Source organism: Thermomicrobiales bacterium (genome assembly GCA_023954495.1).
Classification (GTDB): Bacteria; Chloroflexota; Chloroflexia; order Thermomicrobiales; family CFX8; genus JAMLIA01.
Window position 1 is genome coordinate 1 of sequence record JAMLIA010000039.1, and the last position, 21,576, is coordinate 21,576.

The following is a 21,576-nucleotide window of genomic DNA, read 5'->3' on the forward strand; positions in this document are numbered from 1 at the left end:
GCATCGCATTACTCGCTCGCGCCGACACATCCCCGCGCTGGGTGGTGTCGGCGGATCCATCGCCAGTGTCGCCACACTGGCAACATTCTACGTCCCGCGTACCTTCTCTATCATGTGGTCGATGACGGCGCTGTGTTCGTGCTGCGGGCTGAACATGATGATCTCGGCGTCTGCGTCGACGCGCACATTGTGACCCGGCGGCCAGTAGAAGAGATCATTGGTCTGCACGGTCTCCTGAATGCCGTCTGCGCTGGTCGTTGTGATGCGCCCCTGTAGCACGTAGCCCCAATGCGGACATTGACACAGATCACCCTCCAGCCCTTTGAAGAGCGGAGTTGTGTCAACTCCGGCTGCAAGGCTGAAATATTCACCACTGATCGCATCGTAGCCGCTGATCTGGCCGAATCCGGTTTGCTGACGGATGACCGCGCCGGGGATTTCGAGCCTGATATCCACCTGATCCTTCGGCACTCGCATGGTTGCTGCTCCTCAATGAAATGTGCTGAAGACTAGACCGATCAGTCTAATGTAAATATATGAGCGTCTTCGCGAGTTGTCAATCCCAATGAGTCAGCAGCCTGTCTCGTGAAATCTCCGCCCTTGACGACCCGCATTACTGGACGTAGCATCGATCCAAATGCGAATAGTTGCATCTGCGAGTGGTTGCGCCTCGTATTGCTTGACTCCTGGAGTGCCTGATGACGATACCGTTGCTCCCGATATATATGCACATTCCGGACGGATTCCTCAGCGTGCCGGTTGCGACGGTGATGTACGTCATCACGGCGATCATCATTGGCGCTGCGGTGCGTCAGACGAACCGACACCTCAAGGAGAGCACGGCTCCGCTGATGGGTGTGCTGGCGGCGTTCATCTTCGCCGCCCAGATGATGAACTTCCCGGTTGCCGGTGGTACCAGCGGGCACATGCTCGGTGGGGCGCTGGCAGCCATCCTCGTCGGTCCGTGGGCAGCAGTCCTGATTATGACGACCGTCATCGGCGTGCAGGCGTTGATCTTTCAGGATGGCGGTCTCGCTGCGCTCGGTGCCAACATCTTCAACATGGGCATCCTGACAGCGTTCACCGGCTATGCGATCTATCGAACAGTCGTCAGTGTCTTGCGCGGAACCCGCGCCAGTATGCTGGTCGGCTCGTTCGCAGCGGCGTGGATCTCGGTCATGCTGGCTGCGTTGATGACCTCGGCCCAACTGGCGATCTCCGACACCTCGCCGTGGAGCGTCGTCCTGCCGGCCATGCTCGGCGTCCACGTTCTGATCGGCATCGGTGAGGGATTGATCACTGCCGGCGCGGTCGGCCTGGTCCTGTCGGCACGGCCCGACCTGCTGCGCTCGGCGACGAGCGCTGTGACACAGAAACTATCGAGTTCCGGCTATTCCGGGGAGAGTGCCTCATGACCGCACGCAAAGGCTGGATCGCGCTCATCGCTTCCGGTGTTGGCCTGGCGCTGATCATCACATTGTTCAGCCCGTTCGCATCGGGCAGCCCGGATGGGCTGGAGCGCGTCGCGGAGGATAAGGACTTTCTGCATCACGCCCAAGGCCCATCGTTTGAGATCATCCCCGATTACGCTGTGCCGGGGATCGACAACGAGCGCGTGGCGACGATTCTGTCCGGCATCATCGGCGTCCTGATCGTCGCGGTGATTGGCCTGGCCGTCGGATTCGGGCTCAAGCGTCTGGCGGCGTCGCGCGCCGAGCAGACCCACACGACTGACACAACGACATCCGCACCGCCGGGATGAGTGGGATCGATCTGCATTGACCGCATTTCTCCCAGGCGAGCGTTTTCACCACGGTGAGGGCCTGCTGTACCGCACCGATGCGCGCGTCAAGTTGCTCGTTGTTGTCGCCTTCGCGTTTGCCGTGACGGCGATTCCGGAAGGGCGCTGGCGCGCGTTCGTCGCCTTCGCGCTGTTTGTAGCGGTGGCGATCGCGATCAGCAGGCTGCCGCTCTGGCTGGTATTGCGCCGCTCTCTGCTGGCGCTGCCGTTCGTTCTGGCTGCGGTGCCGCTTATCTTCACCCGCGCCGGTGACACAGTTGCGACCCTGCCGGTGCTGGGTTGGACGATCTCTGACACCGGTCTGATCGCCGTCGCCAGCATCCTGCTGAAGTCATGGCTGGCTGTGCTGATGGCCGTTGTGCTGACCTCCACAACTCGTCCACTCGATCTGATCCGTGCGCTGGAGCGGCTGCATGTGCCGCGCATACTCGCCTCGACCGTCTTCTTCATGTATCGCTATCTCTTCGTCATCGGCGGGGAGGGCCAGCGGATGATGCGCGCCCGCGAGTCTCGCAGCGCGCTGATGCCGGACGTGAGAGGCGGCGGGACGATCGCCTGGCGTGCGCGCGTTCTTGGCACAATGGTCGGCACGCTATTTATCCACAGCTTTTCGCGCAGCGAGCGGATCTATGCGGCGATGCTGGCGCGGGGCTACGATGGCACCGTGCGGTTCATTGAGGAGTCGTCGCTCAGCCGTACCGATCGGATACTTGGCGCGATAGCGTTCATTGCACTCGGAGGGCTGGTACTCGTTGCTCGACTCTAAGACTGACATCGCCGAGCGGGTCAACGGTCCATCCACCGGTCGCGCTATAGATGTCACCAACCTTAGCTACACCTACCCCAACGGGTTTGAGGCGCTGCGCAGCGTTAGTCTGACGATCCACGAAGGCGAGCGCGTGGCTCTGATGGGTCCGAACGGGGCCGGCAAATCGACGTTGCTGATGCATCTGAATGGCGTCCTGACCGGCCAGGGCAGCATCGAAATCACCGGCATTCCACTCGACGAATCGTCTGTTCGGCAAATCAGAGCGCTCGTCGGATTCGTGTTTCAGAACCCGGACGACCAGCTCTTCTCGCCGACCGTCTTCGACGACATCGCCTATGGCCCGCTCTACATGGGGCTTGCGAAGGACGAGATTCGTCGTCGCGTGGTCGCCGCGCTGGCGGCGGTTGACATGGTCGGCTTCGAGGAGCGCATGCCGCACCACCTCTCGCTTGGGCAGCGTAAGCGCATAAGCGTCGCGACGGTGCTGGCGATGGACCCGCGCATCCTCGTCCTCGACGAACCTTCGGCGGGCCTCGACCCGCGCGCCCGCAAGAGCCTGATTGAGCTGTTGCGTGCCCTGCCGCAGACGCTGATCGCATCCACGCACGACATGCGCCTCGTCCGCGACCTGTTCGACCGCGCCGTTATCATGCAGGACGGTCGCATCGTCGTCGACGCGCCGACAAGCGAGGTCATCTCCGACGAAGCATTGCTGGACCAATACGGCCTGGAGCTGCCGTAAAGCCCCAACGATCGTGCTCGCGCTGCCCTCGTCGTGAGGCGACAACTCTCCGTTGCTATGCAACTGCTCGCAGAATGGTGAGCGGGTTACTCGAGTTGGTTCGCTGGGATCAGGTGCTCGATGATGACGACATCGAGCCATTTGCCATCCAGTTGCGCGTGCTTCTCGTAGATCCCGACCTCGCGAAAGCCACAGGCCGCGCAGAGCTTCCGGCTGCCAGTGTTGAACAGGAACACGCGCGACAGCAGCTTCCAGAATCCGGCTGCTTCGGCGGCAGCGATCAGTGCCGGCAGCAGCACCTTGCCAACACCCTTGCCGCGGTGGTCGGCGTGGATGTAGATCGAGAATTCGCCGATACCGGCGTAGCATTCGCGTGGGCGGTAGGCTGAGACGCTAGCCCATCCGGCGACCTGATCGTCGATGGTTGCTACCAGATACGGGTAGCGACCGGCGCTCGATTCGAGAGAACCCCGGATATCATCAGGCGTCCGCGGCGTCGTCTCGAACGTCGCCATGCGACCGAGAATGCCCTGGTTGTAGATCTCGGCGATGGCGGCTGCGTCGTCGCGTGTTGCCGGGCGGATAGTGACCTGCGAACTGGTGCTGTCGACGTCCGACATGTGCGGTGGTGTCTCCTGATTCGTTGGTTGTATCGCGCAGTGATCTATCGACGATGATACGGTATCGGGTGTCGTCCACGGCGTGTTCACCTGAGATTCAGGTTTGTGTCGTTGAATGAAGACGACGTGCCTGTGAACCGGCAATGTTAGACAGGCTGGCGGGTGTGTAACCCCCAGCCCAGTGATGGATTGTGGCCTCGTGAAGGGTACGCCCGGGAGTTGACCGGAAACGACGACCCGGACGCTCAGCAGATCGGGATGCGCCAGTCGCAGTCGCTGGAGTCAGCGAATGCGGCAGACGTCTCGGAATTAGAGCTCGAAGGAGCGTTGGTCGCTGCTGCAAAGCGTGACCCGCGGGAGTTCGGTGCGCTCTACGAACGATATGTAGACCGGATTTACCGGTATGCGTACCGACGTGTTGGAACCCATCACGAAGCGGAGGACATCACGGCCCAGACATTCCAGCAGGCGCTGCAGGCGCTTCCCGGTTACGAATGGCGCGGGCTGCCCTTTGGCGCATGGCTGTTTCGCATTGCCGGAAACATCATCAATCGTCGCGGTCGAACGAGTGGCCGCGAGGTGCCGGTTGAGGACGTCACCGTGTTCAGTAGTTATGAAGAACTGGATGATGATCCGGTCGACCGCGTCTGGGCGGTCTGAGCAGGCTGATGAGCCTGGCCGAATGATCAGCGCCTTCCACCTGATCAGCAGCGTGTGCTGGTGCTGAAGTTCTCGCACGGGCTGAAGAACCGCGAGATCGGTGACCTGATGGGTCGCTCCGAAGGCGCTGTCAAACAGCTCGTCCATCGAGCGCTGGTCGCGCTGCGTGGCACGATCGAGCGTGACTATGTCTGATCAGCATCCGTTGCCGTTCGATCCGGATCAGGCGGAGCGGCTTGACGCTGCCATAGAGGCGATCGCCAGCGGCGGCACACCGTCAACCGGTGATGCGCAGCTCGCGCCGCTGGTGGCATTGGCCGCGCGGCTGCATAACGACCTGCCGCGTGACCTGCCCGACCCCGCCTTCCGCGAGCGCTTGAAGCTTGATCTTGCCCGGCAGGTACCTGCGCCGGTCGCACCTAAGCCCTCGAAACGACGCTTCCCGGATGTTGTTCGCCATTTCCCGATCTACGGTTCGGTCGCAGCGGTAGTTGCTGTGGCGCTCGTAGCCGGGTTCCTCGTGTTCGTGCAGGACGACGACCGGCCATCGACGCCCACAACCACGGCGCGTCTGATGCAGGCGACGAGCATCGCGACGATGCAGGCGATCAGCTCTGCGACGCAGGCGACGAGTGCCGAGGCGGCGTTCCAGACGATGCAGGCGACTGTGGCGTCGGCCACCGAACCGGCCGAGACGGCGAAGGTCGAGACCGCGACTGAGTCCACCACCGCGCCGACCGTCACGGCAGCCGCACCAGCCAGCACAAGCAGCACAGAAGCTACCGCGACGACTCCCGCAACCGAGCCGAGCACTCCGACTGCGGCGACTCAGCTGGCAGTTGTCCCGAGCATCGACCCGTCGACGATCGAGCAGGGCCCGGTACCGGCTGCTGACGGTGGCGGCAGCGGCCCAAGTGCTGATGTCACTTACGTCATAGACGCGGCACCGGCGGTAGTCGCAGCCACATCGGTGATCTACTACCTGGCTCCTCCGAGCGAAGACCCGGTCGCGTTCTGCCAGAGCATGGCCGAGCGCGCCGGCATGTCGACCGATGATGTGTACTCAACGAACGAGTCGGGGCGCATGGAGGTGTTCGCCGGAACGCCCGGCGGTGGCACGCTCTACTGGCGACCTGATTCGGGCGTCTTCCAGATCTCCAGCAGCGCAGCCGGTGAAGGAGCAGAGCTGACCGAAGGTGAGATCGTTGACGCCGCGCAGCGCTGGCTGGCGGCCCTCGACTACCCGACTGAGACGCTCGGTGCGCCGATAGTCGACGACTTCGGCGAGCTTTGGCAAGTGCAGTTCCCGATGGCAAATATGCCGTCCATCGGCGTTGGCTATCCGCTCGGCGTCAGCCTCATGCTGCACCGCGACGGCACGCCGGCCGAGGCGCGTGGCTACTGGCTCACCGTCAATCAGGAAGCACCGGTTGATGTCATCAGCGTCGAGCGAGCCTGGGATTCCGTGACGCACGGCGGTGGCTACTGGCGCGATGGCGGTATGTCTGCCGGGGGCGGTGAGTTCCGCGCCGAGTCGGTGCAACTGAGCTCCATCCTGACGACCGACGGCGGCGAGCTCAAGCTCCTGCCGGTGTACGAGTTCCGCGGCGAGTTCACCATGCCCGATGGCAGCAGTGCGCCGATCTCAGTCTTCGTTCGTGCCTCGACCGACTGATCAAGGCTCCGCTTGGTCGCAACTGACTGAGATTACCTGCCGCTCTGAAGTTGGACTGAGTCGAACGGGTGGGAGATCTCTCACTGCGGTTCGAGATGACAGGAGAACGGGGGTGGCTGTCGGATCGAATTGTCTGCCATTGATGGCAGTGTCGAGCGGCTGGCTTACAACCACTCACTTGTCCTGAATATTTTCGAACCGCAGGAGAGATCTCCCACCCGTTCGACTCAGTCCAACCCCGGTGAGAGATGTCTCGCGCTTTGGAAATGCCCGTGAGTGAAGTTGCTGATCCTGCTGCCCGAACCATTCATCGTATAATCAAACCAGGTGCCACGCAGATGAAGCCTTCGTGATGGCACGTCCACCCGTCGGTTCGAGCATGAGGGATGGAGGCGCGCAACGTCGATGTATGATGCTGTCCGGTCGTTGACTAACGGCCCGACCGAACCGCCGCGAATCGATCGCATGCTCGCTCCGTTTCGTACGTTCAGCCGCACCGCCGCCGCTGGCGGTATTCTGCTCTTCCTCGCAACCGTCGTCGCGCTCGTCTGGGCAAACTCGCCCTGGAGCGACAGCTACGCCCGCCTGTGGTCGACCGAGCTTTCGATCGAAGCTGGGCGCTTTCACCTTGACGCAACGCTGAGCCACTGGATCAATGATGGCCTGATGGTGATCTTCTTCTTCGTCGTCGGGCTGGAGATCAAGCGCGAGGTGCTGGTTGGCGAGCTTGCCTCGCTGCGGCAGGCAGCGTTTCCCATCGCCGCCGCCATCGGCGGCGCTACCGTCCCGGCGCTCATCTTCCTCGCCTTCAATGCCGGAACCGAAGCTGTGCGCGGTTGGGGTGTCCCGATGGCGACCGACATCGCCTTCGCGCTGGGCGTGCTGGCGCTGCTGGGCAGCCGCGTGCCGAACGGACTCAAAGTCTTCCTCGCCGCGCTGGCGATTGCCGATGACCTGATCGCCGTGCTGGTCATTGCCATCGCCTACACCGAGACTGTCGCCTGGATCTACCTCGGCGCCGGATTCGTCGTGCTGTGTGCTGCCTTCATCCTCAATTGGCTCGGTGTCATCCGGCCAATCGTGTATGCGGTGCTCGGCATTGTGCTCTGGTTGGTGTTTCTTAAGTCGGGTGTCCACGCCACGATTGCCGGCGTACTGCTTGCGATGGCGATCCCGGCCCGGACGCGGATCGACACGTTTGATTTCGTCGCGCGCGGTCGCGCGCTCCTGTCCGACATCGAATCAGCCGCTACTCCCGGTGTCAGCGTCGTGACCAATCGCGATCATCAATCGGCGCTGCATGAGCTGGAGACGACAACCGAGTTCGTTCAGTCGCCGATGCAGCGGATGGAGTATGGGCTGCACCCGTGGGTCGCCTTCCTGATCGTGCCGCTATTCGCACTGGCGAACGCCGGTGTGCCACTCGATTCCGGGCTGGGTGAAGCGTTGACCAGCCCGAGTGGGCTGGGCGTCATCATCGGCCTGGTAATCGGCAAGCAAGTTGGCATCACGCTGAGCGCGCTGGCCATGGTGCGCTTCGGTATTGCACCATTGCCGGACGGCGTGACGATGCGCCAGATCTACGCTGTAAGCTGGGTCGCCGGTATCGGTTTCACCATGTCACTCTTCATCGCCGAGTTGGCGTTCGACGGCGGAGAGCACCTCGCGGCGATCAAGGCAGCCGTGCTCGTTGCGTCGGCTATCGCTGGCACGGTCGGCTACCTGCTCATGCGCTTGGCTACTCAACCGACACCCGCCGAGTCGTAGCGCCCGTCGCTCAGCTCCAGGCGTCGAAGATGATCCGCGAGATGTGGCCATTGAGGATCGCGCCCGGGTGCTCACTGTTGAAGGCCAGTTCCGGGTGGCGCTCAGTCATCAGACACAGGACGTAGCGCTGCTCACCGTCGATCTCAATGATCCCGGCATCGACGCGCACCGCGCCGTTGCCATCGGTCATGAAGCCGCTCTTGGAGCGGACGACGACCTGTCCGTTGTGGACAGCCCCGGCCCGGTCGTACTGTCCGAACGGCAGGTAGCGACCGATCTGGTCGTGATACTGCTGCGTCACCAGAATGTCGCGCACGAGCGCCGACGCCTCCGGCGAGACGAGCGCGTCGGTCGCGATCAGGCGCAGCAGCGCCACGATGTCGTGCGGGGTGCTGGCGGCGTACTGCCGGGCGTTGCGCTCCGGCCAGTCGCCCGATTTCAGCGTCGTGGCGGTCATGCCCCACTCGCGGCCGGATTGCTCGATCCGCTCGCGCCCGCAGAGGCGGATGAGCGCGTTCGTCGCGATGTTGTCCGAGAGGGCGATCATGAGCGTGGCGATGTCACGCACTGAGAGCTTCACATCCGGCGACAGGTCCTTGAGAATGCCCGAGCCACCAGTCTGATCCTCCGGCACCAGCGGCAGCAGCTGACCGAGTTCAATCAGACCGGCGTCGACCTGTCGGGCGACCTCGGCCAGCACGAGCAGCTTGATCGTTGAGGCGGTTGGCATGATGGCGTCAGCGCGGTAGCCGCCTTCTTCGCCGGTTGTGATGTTGTACGCGAGATACGCGGCTTCGCCCTCAAACTCGTCAATCAGCGTCTGGGCGGCTGCCACAATGTCGCTCACGTCGCGTGATTCCCTTCATCCAGCACAAAGCAGTGCGTTGCCTCACCACAACGCACGCCGTCAGATTATGCACGCGATCCGTCAGGGTTCGACGATCTTCCAGTAGGAGTTCTTCCGGATGACTTTGCCGTCCCGGAAGGTGTAGTGGTCGCTGCCGCACACCTCGATGCGCGTGCCAGTTGTCGTTGTGCCGGTCAGCGTCCACTCGGAGACACCGAAATCACCGCAAACCCAGTGCTTCGCGTCACCGTAATGCACATCGGGCATGCCAGCAAAGCGCCCGGCCAGTCCTTCGCGGACGGCCGCTGCACCCTCGTACCGTTGCCCCCACGGGTGTGGCCCGCGCGGCATCTCCAGCACAGAGTCCTCAGCGAAGAACGCCATCACAGCGTCCAGATCGTGCGCGTTGAACGCGTCGGCAATCGCTTCAAGCGTTTCGACGGAGACGGGAGGTGTTGCCTGCATTGCTGGTCCGTCCCTTCGGTCGTGTGTTGGTGATCGTGAACGCGCCCTGACTTTATTTCCACATCACCAAGCTGCGTCCACAACATCACACAGCAATCGTCAAGCTTGCCAGATCTCGCGGATAGAACGTCAGCATCTCGATGCCCGTCTCGGTGACGGCGACGGTGTCGGAGTGGCGGAAGCCGCCGAAGCCGGGGACGTAAATGCCCGGTTCGACAGTGAAGACCATGCCGACTTCGATCATCCGCTCGTCGCCGACGTCAAGGAACGGCGCTTCGTGGATCAGTTGGGATTTTGCATGGCCGGAGTGGTGTCGCCAGGTGTCCATCAGGTTGTGCTCACGGTAGTAGCGCATGACCTCGCGGTCGACCGAGGCGCAGGTGACGCCCGGCTTGATGGCGTCCATCGCCAGCGTCTGGAGCGTGAACATGTGGTTGAAGTACGTCTCCTGCTCCTTGCTCGGCTCGCCCATGACCATTGTGCGTTCCAGTTCGCTGCCGTAGCCCCAGACCGCCGCACCGGCACCAGTCACCAGAACGTCGCCCTTCTGCAGCTTGACGTTGCTGGAGATGGCGTGCGGCAGAGCCGAGTCTTTGCCGACCTGGCCGCGGAATCCGGCGCTGGCCGGTAGCCCCATCGTCATCGGGCGGTACTCCGAGCCGAGTTCTTGCATCATCTCCAGGCTGGCCTTGAGCGATGCACGTAGCGCGATGTCGGATTCGCCGACCCCGACCTCACTAAACTCCTGCAGATACTGGTGGGCGAGGTTGCCCCACTTGCAGCTCTCGCGGATCAGGTCCAGCTCAGCCTCGGTATTGAGCATCTGCATGTACTCGATGTCGTCGTTCACACTGGTGACCGTGGCATCTGGCAACAGCTCGCTGACCTTCGGCCCGCGATAGCCGTAGACCTGCCCGTAGCCGTCGGAATCGACGCCGATCTGGGCGTTCTGCAGGCCCATGTCGATCAGCAGGTCCTTGAGATATTCCAGCGGGTGGCGCTCACCAGGGTATTCGGGATAGGGCAGGATGGTGTCGACCATCGCGTACTCTTCGGCGTGCTCGCGTTCGAGCATCGGGATGAGCAGCCCGGAGTGGTTCGCGGTCAGCACGTAGGCCATCGGTCGCTCGGTCTGGATGAAGGTGAAGCGGCTGAAGTAGCCGACCTTGTTGGGGTTGAACAGCACCAGGCCGGTCATGCCGCGCTGGCCGATCGTCTCGAGGATCTTCGCTCGCCGCTCAATGTATTCGTTGTCGGGTAGTCGAATGTGTGCCATCTGCAATGTCCTCCCGAATCCCTGCTGGGGTCGTGGCGATCAGGCGTGATCCAGCGCGCTGCAGAGCGCGTCGACGCTCTGGAACGAGCCGCGCTCGGCGGTCTGCACGTCGCGGATGACGCCCTGCTCGTCGATGACGAACGTCACGCGGCTGGCGGTGCCGGGCTCCTCGTTGAAGACGCCGTAGGCGCGTGAGACAGCGCCGTGTGGAACAAAGTCGGCCAGCAGCTCGATCGAGATCCCGCGTGCTTCCTTCCAGGCGCGTAGCGACCAGGCGTTGTCCACCGAGATGCCATAGATCTTCGCGCCGTGCGACTCGAACTCGCCCGCGTCCTTTGTATACGCTTCCATCTGGTTTTGGCAGCCGGGGCTGAAGGCCGCAGGATAAAACGCCAGGATCACCTTCTGGCCGCGCAGATCCGACAGCGTGACCGTCGAGTTGTCGCTAGCCTTCAGTGTGAAATCTGGTGCCTGGGTTCCTTCCGCAATCGGCTCGCTCATGGACGTATCCTTTCAATGAGTCATCAGATCGATCAGGCGTGCGGTGCCTGACTCACCGGCTATGGTGCGTCGGGCCTGGTCGCTGGTCAAGTCATGAACGGGAGCAGCAGTCCAGATATGGTGATCACATCTCCAGATACAGCAGTTGCCCTCGTCCAGACTGAGCTCGACGTGCCGTCTGCGCTGCGCCGTGCGTTCGGCCTGCTTGCCGCAGACGGTGGGCCAACGCTCGGCGAACGCGCCGGTCGGCTGGTCACGATCAAGCCGAACCTGACCGCGCCGCGTGAGTCCGGGAGCGGCGTCGTTAGCGATGTCGCCGTCGTCGAGGCATTGATCCAGATGCTGCGGTCCGAAGCGCCGGATGTCGAACGCATCGTCGTCGCCGACGGACCGGGCATGGTCGACGCAGCGCGCTGCTTCACGGCGGCAGGTTACGATCGCCTGGCTGGCGAGTACGGTGTTGAGCTGCTGGACCTGAATCTGGAGCCAACGCAGACGGTCGATGTCCCGGACTGGCTGCGGTACCCGAAGCTGGAGATTCCGAGCGTCGTCCTCGATGCCGACCTGTTCGTCTCGATTACGCCGGTCAAGACGCACACCGACGGGCTCTACACCGTCCATGCCAAGAACATGTTCGGTGTCCCGCCGAATCGGCTGTATGGCCGGCCACGCCGCGCGTTCCACCGGGCCGGTGTGCCGGAGGTGGTCTATGACATCTGCCGCGCCGCGCCGATCGACCTGGCGATCATCGACGGGCTCGTTGGACTGCAACTCGGTAATCCGATCGACGGTGAGCCGGTGAAGCAGGGCGTGCTCGCCGTCGGCTGGAATGCGCAGGCCGTCGATGTTGTTGGATGTGCATTGATGGGGGTTGATCCGATCGATACGCGCTACCTCGCCTATTTGCGGGCTGCCGGTGTCGGGCCGATTGCGTTGGACGAGATTCGCCTCGTCGGCGATCCATTGCAGGAGCTGGCGCTGCGCTTCGCGACGCCGGACGCCGAGACACTGGCGGCACACAGTCAGCGCACATCTGCGCACTAGGTGGTCGGAATGTGGCCTTGCCACTTGACGATAGGCACAAACCCCGCGATGATCCGTTTCCTGTACCCCTTCTATTGTGGCGCTGTAAGTTCGCACGCAGAAACCCCGCGAAAAGCCAGAACGAATCGGGAGGACCATGACAGCGACAGCTGATCCCGTCATCATCGGGAAACCACAAAAGCGTATTGAAGGCGATAAGAAAGTCACCGGCGCGACGCGCTACGTTGACGATCTCCAGATGCACGGCATGCTGCATGCTCGTCTGGTGACGAGCATCTACCCGCATGCCGAGATCAATGGGATCGACGCCACCGCCGCACTGGCCTATCCGGGCGTTGTCGCCGTCTACACTGGCCGCGACGTGCATCCAACCGGCGATGAACCCGCCGATCGTAACCACCACCTGCTGGCACGCGACAAGGCGCTCTACTACGGGCAGCCCGTCGCTGTCGTGCTGGCGACGTCAGAGACCGCTGCCGCCGAAGCTGCCGAGCTGGTCGAGGTTGATTACACCGAACTCGACCCGGTCGTCGATCCGCTTGCTGCGATGGAGCCGAGCGCTGCCGTCATCCGCAAGAAGTCCGGCGGCGACGATGGCGCAGAGATGCAGATGCACGCGACAGTCTCGGGCGGCGACGATCTCGATATCTCGCGTATGCCGGACAATATTACCGGCGCAGCAAAGTTCACGCGCGGCGATGTCGAGGCGGCGTTCGCCGCAGCCGACGTCATTGTCGAGCGCCGCTATGTCACGAACTGGGTGCACCAGTCGTACATCGAGCCGCACGCGTCGGTTGCAGTGCCGGACCCGATGGGCAACCTGACGGTCTACACGACGACGCAGGGCCAGTTCTTCACCCGCAACACCACCGCAGATGTCCTCGGTCTGCCGCAGAACGAGGTCAAGGTCGTCGGCATGGAGGTCGGCGGTGGCTTCGGCGGCAAGGCCGTGATGCTTGAGCCGCTGGCCGGTTGGATTGCTCGCAAGCACAGCGCGCCGGTCAAGATCACGATGACGCGATCCGAAGAGCTGTCGATGGGGAATCCGGCCCCGGGCTCGATCACCGACATCAAGATGGGCGGCACGAAGGACGGCGCGATCACAGCGCTGCAGGCGCGGATCGTGTTCGACTCCGGTTGCTACCCGGGTACGCCGGTCACCGTAGCGGCCCTCATGCTCGGCGGCTATTACCGCATGGGCGCGCTGGAGCTGGTCGGCTACGAAGTGCTGACCAACAAGCCGGGCAACGGTGCCTATCGCGCACCTGGCGCACCGCAGGCAACGTTCGCTGTCGAGCAGGCCGTCGATGAGCTGGCGACGAAGCTGGGCTGGGATCCGCTGGAGTTCCGCCTGCATAACTGCTCGGTGGAGGGCGACCCGCAACCAAACGGCGTGCCGTGGCCGCGCATCGGCATCAAGGAGATCCTCGAAACGATCCGCGAGCATCCGATCTGGAAGGAACGGCAGACCGGCGACAACTCCGGCTTCGGCCTTGCTATCGGTGGCTGGCCGGGCGGCATCGAGCCGTGCGCTGCTAATGTGCGCGTTAACACCGACGGATCGCTCGTCGTCCAGCTCGGCTCCAGCGACATCACCGGCACGAACACCGTCATGGCAATGCTGGCCGCCGAAGCGTTCGGCATCGAGGTCGACAAGGTGAGGATCGAAACTGCTGACACCGGCACGGCCCCGTACGCCGGCATGAGTGGCGGATCGAAGGTCACCTACACGCTCGGCCCGGCTGTCATTCGCGCAGCCGACGAGGCGCGGCGGCAGATTCTGGAAATCGCCGGTAGTGAGCTCGAGGCATCGCCGGACGATCTGGAGATGATCGAGGGCAAGGTTCGGGTGAAGGGCGCGCCGGACAAGGAAATGACCGTCGCATCCGTGGCGCAGAAGAGCATGACGTTCGGCGGCAAGTATGAGCCGGTCTACGGGATCGGTAAGTCGGCGCAGACCGACCGCGCTCCTGGCTTCTCCGGCCAGGTCGCGCAACTCAAGGTTGATCCCGACACTGGCGCAGTCAGCCTCGATCGCTACCTGACTGTGCAGGATGTCGGCAAGGCGCTCAACCCGGCAATGGTCGAGGGTCAGATGATCGGCGGCACAGCGCAGTCGATCGGCTTCGCGCTCTACGAGGGCATCGAGTACGGCGAAGACGGCCAACTGATCTCCTCGACACTGATGGATTATGCAGTGCCGTCATCAGTTCAAATCCCGCCGATCGAGACCGTCATTGTCGAGGTGCCCGCCCGCTCCGGCCCGCACGGCGCGAAGGGCATCGGCGAGCCGCCGATCATCCCCGGCCCGGCCGCAATCGGCAATGCCCTGGCCAACGCCACCGCCGGCAAGCGCTTCACCCAGATCCCATTCACCCCTGAGCGCGTGGTGAAGGGCATGAGCCAGAGCGAGTAGCGCGGATACAACGCAGGATGACGAGGGGGGCGAGCTATAGTGGCTCGCCTCTCTTTCATTTCTGGCGTGGCGACCTTGAAGAGTTCCTCCCAGCTGTCAACATGCAGACAGCAGTGGCGCTCGCCGTCCTGTTACACCGTCAATTGACGACCTCCGAGGTTGTCGAAGTTGCATATGCGTGCTACCATTACCTCGGTAACAAGATTGAGGTAGAACGCATGAGCCTGAACAATGCCGAAGCAGTCGCAGTTCCGCGTCTGGCAAATATAGAGAGTGCCGTCGAGCGCCTGCGTGAGTCGCGTCTGACGCGGACGCGCGAGGCGTTCGCCGCGCGTGCACTGAGGGCGATAGCAGAGCTCGCCGAGCACGCTGATGAGTCAGCGCTGGCCGAAGCGACGGGCGCCCCGACCGATCTCGACGTGCTTGTCCAGATCCTCAGTGAGCCACGGGTTCGCGAAGACCTGCACGATCCGCTGGCGGCCGCGCGGCTGCGTGGCTTCGCGCGGAGCGCGCAGGTGCTGGCGGCTGAAGGCGGCGTGCTCTCGGCGGCTGCCGTAGCTGAGGCTCTTGGCGTCACCCGCCAGGCAGTCGAGAAGCGTCGGCGTGCCGGGACACTGATCGGGCTGACAACTGGTCGGCGCGGGTATGCCTACCCCGCCTGGCAGTTCGATCCGCAGGTGGGTGTATTGCCTGGGTTACCGGAGGTGCTCAAAGCACTCAGTGGCCATGACCCGTGGACGCAGGCGGTCTTCATGCTGGAAGTCAACGATCGACTGAATGGCGAACGACCGCTGGATGCTCTTCGGCGCGGCGACGTCGGCAGGGCATTAGACGCCGCACAACTCGTCGGCGAGCATGGAGCAGCCTGATAGCGGCCAGCCCGGGCCGCATCCCGCGCCGCCGTCCGACCTCAACGCGCGACGTCTGCCGATTGTGCAACTGAATACCGACCTGTTTCGACTCCACCGCATCGATCGCGATCCTTTGCACTTCGGGCGTGCCGCGCAATTTCGCTTCGACGCACCAGATGGCGCATTCGGTGTGCTGTATGCCGGCGACGGCCCGGGCTGCGCCTTCATTGAGACGTTTGGGCGGCTCGGCGGGGCGCTGCGGCTGGTAACTGATCGAGAGCTTGCCGGGCGCGGGCTTGTCCGCATTACGTCGCGTCGGCCACTAAGACTGGTGGATCTGACAGCCGCTGGATTGCGTCGCCTGGACGCTGACAATCGGCTCTGCACCGGCGACTACCGCATCGCTCAGCGCTGGACTGCCGCACTCCACAACCACCCCGACCAGCTCGACGGCGTCCGCTACCGCTCGCGCCATGACCCGTCCCTCGTCTGCGTCGCGATCTACGAGCGCGCTGGCGATCTTCTCAATGTCGAGCATCTCAGCACGCTGATCGACACGCAACACGCCAGGTTGCTGGCGGATCTTCTCGATATCTGGGACTTCGGTCTGCTCGTAACCACCCGCTAACTCAGGCTGGCACGAGCCGTGCGCGCTAGCGCAGGGTGAACAGGCATACTCTCGGCTGGGAGGCCTGCCGACGCGACTTGAAGGGGACAGCATGACCGACGGGCGCAGCCGAGTTGTGATTGAAGGGGTTCGTCCAGAGATTGATTGCGGCCGGTTTGCAATCAAGCGTGTCACCGGTGAGTCGGTCTCGGTTGAAGCCGATGTCTACACCGATGGCCACGATGAGGTCGCGGCGATCCTGCAATATCGCCGGGTAGGTGACCGCGACTGGATCGAGACTGCGATGGAGCCGCTCGGCAACGATCGCTGGCGGTCAACGTTTACGGTCGCCGATCTGGGCCGCTACGAATACACGATCATTGCCTGGGTCGATCGCTTCCGGACCTGGGTGCATGACCTCGAAAAGCGTGTCGCTGCCGAGCAGGACGTCGCAGTCGATTTGCGCATCGGCGCGCAGATCGTGGCTGCCGCTGCCAAGGGCTCGAAGCGAGCCGACGGGACGAGCCTTAGACGGATCGCCAAGCAGCTCGATAAGAATGCAGAGAGTGCGGTCGATACCGCGCTCTCCGCCGAGCTGGCCGAGCTGATGTGGCGCTGCGGCAAGCGCGAGCACGCCGTCACCTACGACAAGGTGCTGCCGGTGCGCGTTGATCCGCCGCTGGCCCGCTTCAGCGCCTGGTACGAGCTGTTCCCGCGTTCGACAGCGCAGACGGAAGGCGAGCACGGCACCCTGCGCGATGTCGAGCGGCTGCTGCCGTACATCGCCGAGCTTGGGTTCGACATTCTCTATCTGCCGCCGATCCACCCGATCGGCCGCCAGTTCCGCAAGGGGCCGAACAACACCACCGAGGCAGAGCCGGACGATCTGGGCAGCCCGTGGGCAATCGGTGGACCCGAGGGCGGCCACCGTGACGTGCACCCGTGCCTCGGCACGCTGGAGGACGTGCGGCATCTCGCCGAGGCAGCCCGCACCCACGAGATTTCGCTGGCGCTCGACATCGCTTTCCAGGCGTCGCCCGATCACCCGTACGTGGCGACGAACGCCGAGTGGTTCCGCGCTCGGCCGGACGGCACGATCCAGTACGCCGAGAACCCGCCGAAGAAGTATCAGGACATCTACCCGTTCGACTTCGAGACGGACGACTGGCAGGGGTTGTGGGATGAGCTGACCGACGTGGTGCGCCACTGGTGTCGCCAGGGTGTCCGCGTCTTCCGGGTCGATAATCCGCACACCAAGCCATTCGCCTTCTGGGAGCATCTGATCGGGACGATCAAGGCCGAGTATCCGGAGACGATCTTTCTCTCGGAGGCGTTTACCCGCCCGAAGGTCATGGCGCGGCTGGCGAAGGTCGGCTTCACCCAGTCGTACACCTACTTCACCTGGCGGACGACACGCTGGGAGCTGGAGGAGTACCTGACCGAGCTGACGCAGAGCGAGCTGCAGGAGTATTTCCGGCCCAGCTTCTGGCCGAACACACCAGACATTCTGCCCGAGCACCTGCAATATGGCGGGCGCCCGATGTTCATCGCGCGGCTGATTCTGGCAGCGACACTCTCGTCCAGCTACGGGATCTACGGCCCCGCGTTCGAGCTACTGGAGCACGAGCCGCTCGCGGTCGGGCGCGAGGAGTATCTGAATTCGGAGAAGTACGAGATCCGCCGCTGGGATCTGGAGCGGCGCGATAGCCTGCGCGAGATCATTGGCATCGTCAATCGCGTCCGACGGTCGCACCCCGCCCTGCAGCGCAACGACACACTGCAATTCCACCCGACCGACAACGACCAGCTCATCGCCTACACCAAGATCGACGGGGAGTCGGGCGACATCGTGCTGACCGTCGTCAACATGGACCCGCACCACACGCAGTCCGGCTGGATCGATCTGCAGATTCACGACCTCGGTCTGGATCAGGGCGAGACGTATCAGGTGCACGACTTGCTCGGCGGTGGGCACTACCTCTGGAGCGGCTACCGCAACTTCGTCATGCTCGATCCGCACGCGATGCCGGCACACATCTTCCATGTTCGGCGGCACGTGCACTCCGAGCACGACTTCGACTATTTCATGTAAGCCGGTCGCTACTGTCGACCCATACGGAAGGGATCGTCCGCAACGAATGGTGAATCGAAAGCGTCGTACCGTCGAGCAATTCCCCGAAGAAAATCCGCTCTGGTACAAGGACGCAGTCATCTATCAGGCGCACGTGCGGGCGTTTCGCGACTCGAACGCTGACGGTATCGGCGACTTCGCCGGCCTGATCGAGAAGCTCGATTATCTGCAGGATCTCGGCGTCACCGCGATCTGGATTTTGCCGTTCTACCCATCACCATTGCGCGACGACGGCTACGACATCGCCGATTACACCGACGTCAACCCGATCTACGGCACCATTCGCGACGCCCGGACATTCGTCCGCGAGGCGCACCGGCGCGGTCTGCGGGTCATCACTGAGCTCGTCTTCAACCACACGTCAGACCAGCACGCCTGGTTCCAGCGCGCACGCACAGCCAATCCGGGTACACCGGCGCGTGACTTCTATGTCTGGAGCGACACCGGCACCGAGTACCCTGAGGCGCGCATCATCTTCAAGGACTTCGAGGTCTCCAACTGGACCTGGGATCGCGTCGCCGGTGCGTACTACTGGCATCGCTTCTACTCCAGCCAGCCCGATCTGAACTTCGACAATCCGCGAGTTCACGAAGCGCTGTTCAAGGCCATGAGCTTCTGGCTCGACGCCGGCGTCGACGGCGTGCGGCTGGATGCGATCCCCTATCTCTACGAGCGCGAAGGCACCAACTGTGAGAACCTGCCCGAGACGCACGCGTTCCTGAAGAAGGTGCGTGCGTTTGTCGACAACAACTATCGCGACCGGATGCTGCTGGCCGAGGCGAATCAGTGGCCGGAGGACACCGTCGAGTATTTCGGCGACGGTGACGAATGCCATATGGCCTTCAACTTCCCGGTCATGCCACGGCTCTACATGGCACTGCGGATGGAGGATCGCTACCCGATCGTCGACATCCTCGATCAGACGCCGGAGATCCCCGACAACTGCCAGTGGGCCATGTTCCTGCGCAATCACGATGAGCTGACGCTCGAAATGGTGACCGACGAGGAGCGCGACTACATGTATCGCGCCTACGCGCAGGATCCGCAGGCGCGGATCAACCTCGGCATCCGCCGCCGCCTCGCCCCACTCGTGCAGAACAACCGACGGCGCATCGAGCTGCTCAACGGCCTGCTGTTTTCGCTGCCCGGCACGCCGATCATCTACTATGGCGACGAGATCGGCATGGGCGACAACATCTTCCTCGGCGATCGCAACGGCGTTCGCACGCCGATGCAGTGGAGCGGCGACCGCAACGCCGGTTTCTCCGACGCCAATTCGCAACGCCTCTTCCTGCCGGTCATCACCGACCCGGAGTACCACTACTCGACCGTCAATGTTGAGACGCAGCAGGCTAATCCGCAGTCGTTGCTCTGGTGGATGAAGCGGTTGATTGCGCTGCGCAAGCGCTACCGGGCGTTTGGACGCGGGACGATCGAGTTTCTCAATCCCGATAACCGCAAGGTGCTCAGCTTCATCCGGACGTACGAGGACGAAGTCATCCTGGTCGTAGCCAACCTGTCGCGCTTCGCGCAGGGCGTCGAGCTAGACCTGTCGAGCTATCGCGGTATGGCACCGGTCGAGATGTTTGGTCGGACTGAGTTCCCGCAGATCGGCGAGTTGCCCTACTTCGTCACGCTCGGCCCGCACTCGTTCTACTTCTTCTCGCTGGAACAGCAGCGCGTCAGTGGCGAGCGCATATCGTCGGACGACGATGTCTCTGCGCTGCCCCAGCTCGCTGTCCGAGGCGACTGGGCAACGGTGTTCAGTGGGAGTGCGCACGACCGGTTCACGCAGATGTTGCCCGAGTACCTGCTGTCGCGGCGCTGGTTCGCTGGCAAGGCACGCCGTCCGCGGCAGGCCACGATCACTGATCGTCTGACTGTGCCCTACGACGGAACGTCGGCGCAAATGCTGATTCTGCGCGTCGAATATGCCGAGGGTGACCCGGACACGTACGTCTTGCCGTTGGCCTTCGCCACCGGTGAGCGGGCGCAGGACATCAGCAACTACATGCCGCACGCGATCTTCACGCGGCTGAGCGCCAACGGTGCGGACGGTCTGCTGTACGACGCGATGTGGGACCCGGCATTCGGTCAGGCGCTCGTGGGCCTGATCAGCCGTCGAGGGCGCCTGCGTGGTGAGCGTGGCGCAATCTCGGCGTTCACGACGCGAGCTTATCGCACGCTGACTGCCGGGATGGATCAGTTGCCCGAAGCGACGAACGTCCGCGCCGAGCAGAGCAACAGCTCCGTCACGCTGGGCGATCGGCTCATCCTGAAGGTGATTCGCCGTCTCGCACCGGGCATCAACCCCGACCTGGAGATCGGCAGGGCACTCACCGAGCGCAGCGAACTCGCCAACATCGCGCCGGTGGCCGGGGCGATTGAATACCGCGCATCTGGCGAAGAGCCGATGACGCTCGGCATCCTGCAGGGCTTCGTCAAAAACGAGGGCGATGCCTGGTCGTACGCGCTCGATGTCGCCGCGAATTTCTACGATCGGATGCTGGCCGACCGCCCGGAGATTGAGACGGTTGTCACCAGCACCCGGCAGCTGCTGACCGATGCCGAAAACGGCCCCAGTGAGCAGGCGTCTGAACTCGTGAGCGGCTTCCTCGCCGACGCCCACCTGCTGGGCGTGCGCACTGCCGAGATGCACATTGCGCTGTCTGGCCTGGACGATCCCGCATTCGCGCCGGAGAGCTACACCACCATGGGCCAGCGCTCGCTCTATCAATCGACGCGCAGCTACGCCAACGAGGTGTTCCAGACGCTGCGCAAGCAGCACAAGCACCTGCCGGACGATCTGATCGATGACGTTGACCGCCTGCTCGCGCTGCAGCCGCAATTGCTGGCGCACTACCGCACGGTCGTTGACCGGCGCATCGACGGGCAACGTATCCGCGTACACGGCGACTACCATCTGGGGCAGGTGCTGTTCACCGGGCGGGACTTCGTCATCATCGATTTCGAGGGTGAGCCGATGCGACCGCTCAGCCAGCGGCGTATCAAGCGCTCGCCCCTGCGAGACGTCGCCGGGATGCTTCGGTCGTTCGACTACGCCGCCTGGTCGGCGCTGCTGGAGTTGCGCGAGAGCGGCCTGCTTACCGCAGACGATCCCGATCCGCGGTCATGGGCCCTCTTCTGGTACCAGTGGGTCGCCTCGTCGTTTCTGGCCGGCTACCTTGAGACAGCCGCAGGGGAAAGCTTCCTGCCAAGCGACCGCGAGACGCTCGGATTGCTGCTGGACATCCTGCTGCTGGACAAGGCGATCTATGAGCTGAACTACGAGCTCAACAATCGACCTGACTGGGTGCGCATCCCTCTGTCTGGCTTGCTTGACCTGTTGGCTCCGCTCGCGATCGACTAGCCGCGAAACGCCGATACAGGAGCAACTCGATTGC

20 protein-coding genes are annotated in these 21,576 nt (G+C 63.2%); 14 read left to right on the top strand and 6 right to left on the bottom strand.

Features of this window, described 5'->3' with window-relative positions:
- Positions 1 to 87: 87 nt before the first annotated feature.
- Positions 88 to 477, bottom strand: coding sequence for a hypothetical protein (locus M9890_09030; GenBank protein ID MCO5177095.1), 390 nt, complete (start codon positions 475 to 477; stop codon positions 88 to 90).
- A 221-nt stretch (positions 478 to 698) separates the two neighbouring features.
- Here M9890_09030 and M9890_09035 point away from each other — a divergent pair, with 221 nt between their 5' ends.
- The 4 genes from M9890_09035 to M9890_09050 are packed head-to-tail and all read left to right on the top strand — an operon-like array spanning position 699 to position 3,312.
- Positions 699 to 1,415, top strand: a complete 717-nt coding sequence (locus M9890_09035; protein MCO5177096.1) for an energy-coupling factor ABC transporter permease — start codon at positions 699 to 701, stop codon at positions 1,413 to 1,415.
- The gene (locus M9890_09040; GenBank protein ID MCO5177097.1) at positions 1,412 to 1,762 is read left to right on the top strand and encodes a PDGLE domain-containing protein; all 351 of its coding nucleotides are present in this window, start codon (positions 1,412 to 1,414) and stop codon (positions 1,760 to 1,762) included. The genes M9890_09035 and M9890_09040 overlap by 4 nt, the downstream gene beginning before the upstream one ends.
- A gap of 16 nt (positions 1,763 to 1,778) precedes the next feature.
- Positions 1,779 to 2,567: a cobalt ECF transporter T component CbiQ gene (cbiQ, locus tag M9890_09045; GenBank protein MCO5177098.1), complete on the top strand. Its 789-nt coding sequence runs from the start codon at positions 1,779 to 1,781 to the stop codon at positions 2,565 to 2,567.
- Positions 2,554 to 3,312: an energy-coupling factor ABC transporter ATP-binding protein gene (locus tag M9890_09050; protein ID MCO5177099.1), complete on the top strand. Its 759-nt coding sequence runs from the start codon at positions 2,554 to 2,556 to the stop codon at positions 3,310 to 3,312. The genes cbiQ and M9890_09050 overlap by 14 nt, the downstream gene beginning before the upstream one ends.
- Positions 3,313 to 3,398: 86 nt before the next feature.
- Here the strand turns inward: M9890_09050 and M9890_09055 are convergent, their stop codons facing one another.
- A complete protein-coding gene (locus M9890_09055) occupies positions 3,399 to 3,932 on the bottom strand; it encodes an arsinothricin resistance N-acetyltransferase ArsN1 (protein MCO5177100.1) in 534 nt (177 codons plus the stop codon).
- Between the two features lie 219 nt (positions 3,933 to 4,151).
- On the opposite strand from M9890_09055, the gene M9890_09060 reads away from it, so the two are divergent.
- From M9890_09060 to nhaA, 4 genes are all read left to right on the top strand, one after another.
- Positions 4,152 to 4,592, top strand: a complete 441-nt coding sequence (locus tag M9890_09060) for an RNA polymerase sigma factor (protein MCO5177101.1) — start codon at positions 4,152 to 4,154, stop codon at positions 4,590 to 4,592.
- A 60-nt stretch (positions 4,593 to 4,652) separates the two neighbouring features.
- On the top strand, positions 4,653 to 4,787 hold the full coding sequence (locus tag M9890_09065; GenBank protein ID MCO5177102.1) for a hypothetical protein: 135 nt from the start codon (positions 4,653 to 4,655) through the stop codon (positions 4,785 to 4,787).
- Positions 4,780 to 6,267 (top strand): hypothetical protein, encoded by a 1,488-nt coding sequence (locus tag M9890_09070; GenBank protein MCO5177103.1) that lies wholly within the window; start codon positions 4,780 to 4,782, stop codon positions 6,265 to 6,267. The genes M9890_09065 and M9890_09070 overlap by 8 nt, the downstream gene beginning before the upstream one ends.
- A gap of 405 nt (positions 6,268 to 6,672) precedes the next feature.
- Positions 6,673 to 8,034: a Na+/H+ antiporter NhaA gene (gene nhaA / locus M9890_09075; GenBank protein MCO5177104.1), complete on the top strand. Its 1,362-nt coding sequence runs from the start codon at positions 6,673 to 6,675 to the stop codon at positions 8,032 to 8,034.
- A 10-nt stretch (positions 8,035 to 8,044) separates the two neighbouring features.
- On the opposite strand, the gene M9890_09080 is transcribed toward nhaA, so the two are convergent.
- The 4 genes from M9890_09080 to M9890_09095 form a co-directional block, all read right to left on the bottom strand.
- Entirely contained in the window at positions 8,045 to 8,881 is an 837-nt protein-coding gene (locus tag M9890_09080) for a class A beta-lactamase-related serine hydrolase (GenBank protein ID MCO5177105.1), read from the bottom strand.
- An 81-nt stretch (positions 8,882 to 8,962) separates the two neighbouring features.
- Complete coding sequence (locus M9890_09085) at positions 8,963 to 9,346, bottom strand: nuclear transport factor 2 family protein (protein MCO5177106.1); 384 nt, start codon at positions 9,344 to 9,346, stop codon at positions 8,963 to 8,965.
- 85 nt (positions 9,347 to 9,431) lie between these two features.
- Entirely contained in the window at positions 9,432 to 10,622 is a 1,191-nt protein-coding gene (locus tag M9890_09090) for a Xaa-Pro peptidase family protein (protein MCO5177107.1), read from the bottom strand.
- Positions 10,623 to 10,661: 39 nt separating this feature from the next.
- On the bottom strand, positions 10,662 to 11,123 hold the full coding sequence (locus M9890_09095) for a redoxin domain-containing protein (protein ID MCO5177108.1): 462 nt from the start codon (positions 11,121 to 11,123) through the stop codon (positions 10,662 to 10,664).
- Positions 11,124 to 11,240: 117 nt separating this feature from the next.
- Here M9890_09095 and M9890_09100 point away from each other — a divergent pair, with 117 nt between their 5' ends.
- From M9890_09100 to treS, 6 genes are all read left to right on the top strand, one after another.
- Positions 11,241 to 12,167, top strand: coding sequence for a DUF362 domain-containing protein (locus tag M9890_09100; protein ID MCO5177109.1), 927 nt, complete (start codon positions 11,241 to 11,243; stop codon positions 12,165 to 12,167).
- Between the two features lie 136 nt (positions 12,168 to 12,303).
- Positions 12,304 to 14,583 (top strand): xanthine dehydrogenase family protein molybdopterin-binding subunit, encoded by a 2,280-nt coding sequence (locus tag M9890_09105; protein ID MCO5177110.1) that lies wholly within the window; start codon positions 12,304 to 12,306, stop codon positions 14,581 to 14,583.
- Between the two features lie 101 nt (positions 14,584 to 14,684).
- Entirely contained in the window at positions 14,685 to 15,452 is a 768-nt protein-coding gene (locus M9890_09110; protein ID MCO5177111.1) for a hypothetical protein, read from the top strand.
- Positions 15,439 to 16,062, top strand: a complete 624-nt coding sequence (locus M9890_09115) for an RES family NAD+ phosphorylase (GenBank protein ID MCO5177112.1) — start codon at positions 15,439 to 15,441, stop codon at positions 16,060 to 16,062. Before M9890_09110 ends, M9890_09115 begins: the two co-directional genes overlap by 14 nt.
- Positions 16,063 to 16,153: 91 nt before the next feature.
- Positions 16,154 to 18,133, top strand: coding sequence for an alpha-1,4-glucan--maltose-1-phosphate maltosyltransferase (locus tag M9890_09120; protein MCO5177113.1), 1,980 nt, complete (start codon positions 16,154 to 16,156; stop codon positions 18,131 to 18,133).
- 46 nt (positions 18,134 to 18,179) lie between these two features.
- Entirely contained in the window at positions 18,180 to 21,542 is a 3,363-nt protein-coding gene (gene treS, locus M9890_09125) for a maltose alpha-D-glucosyltransferase (GenBank protein ID MCO5177114.1), read from the top strand.
- Positions 21,543 to 21,576 lie beyond the last annotated feature (34 nt).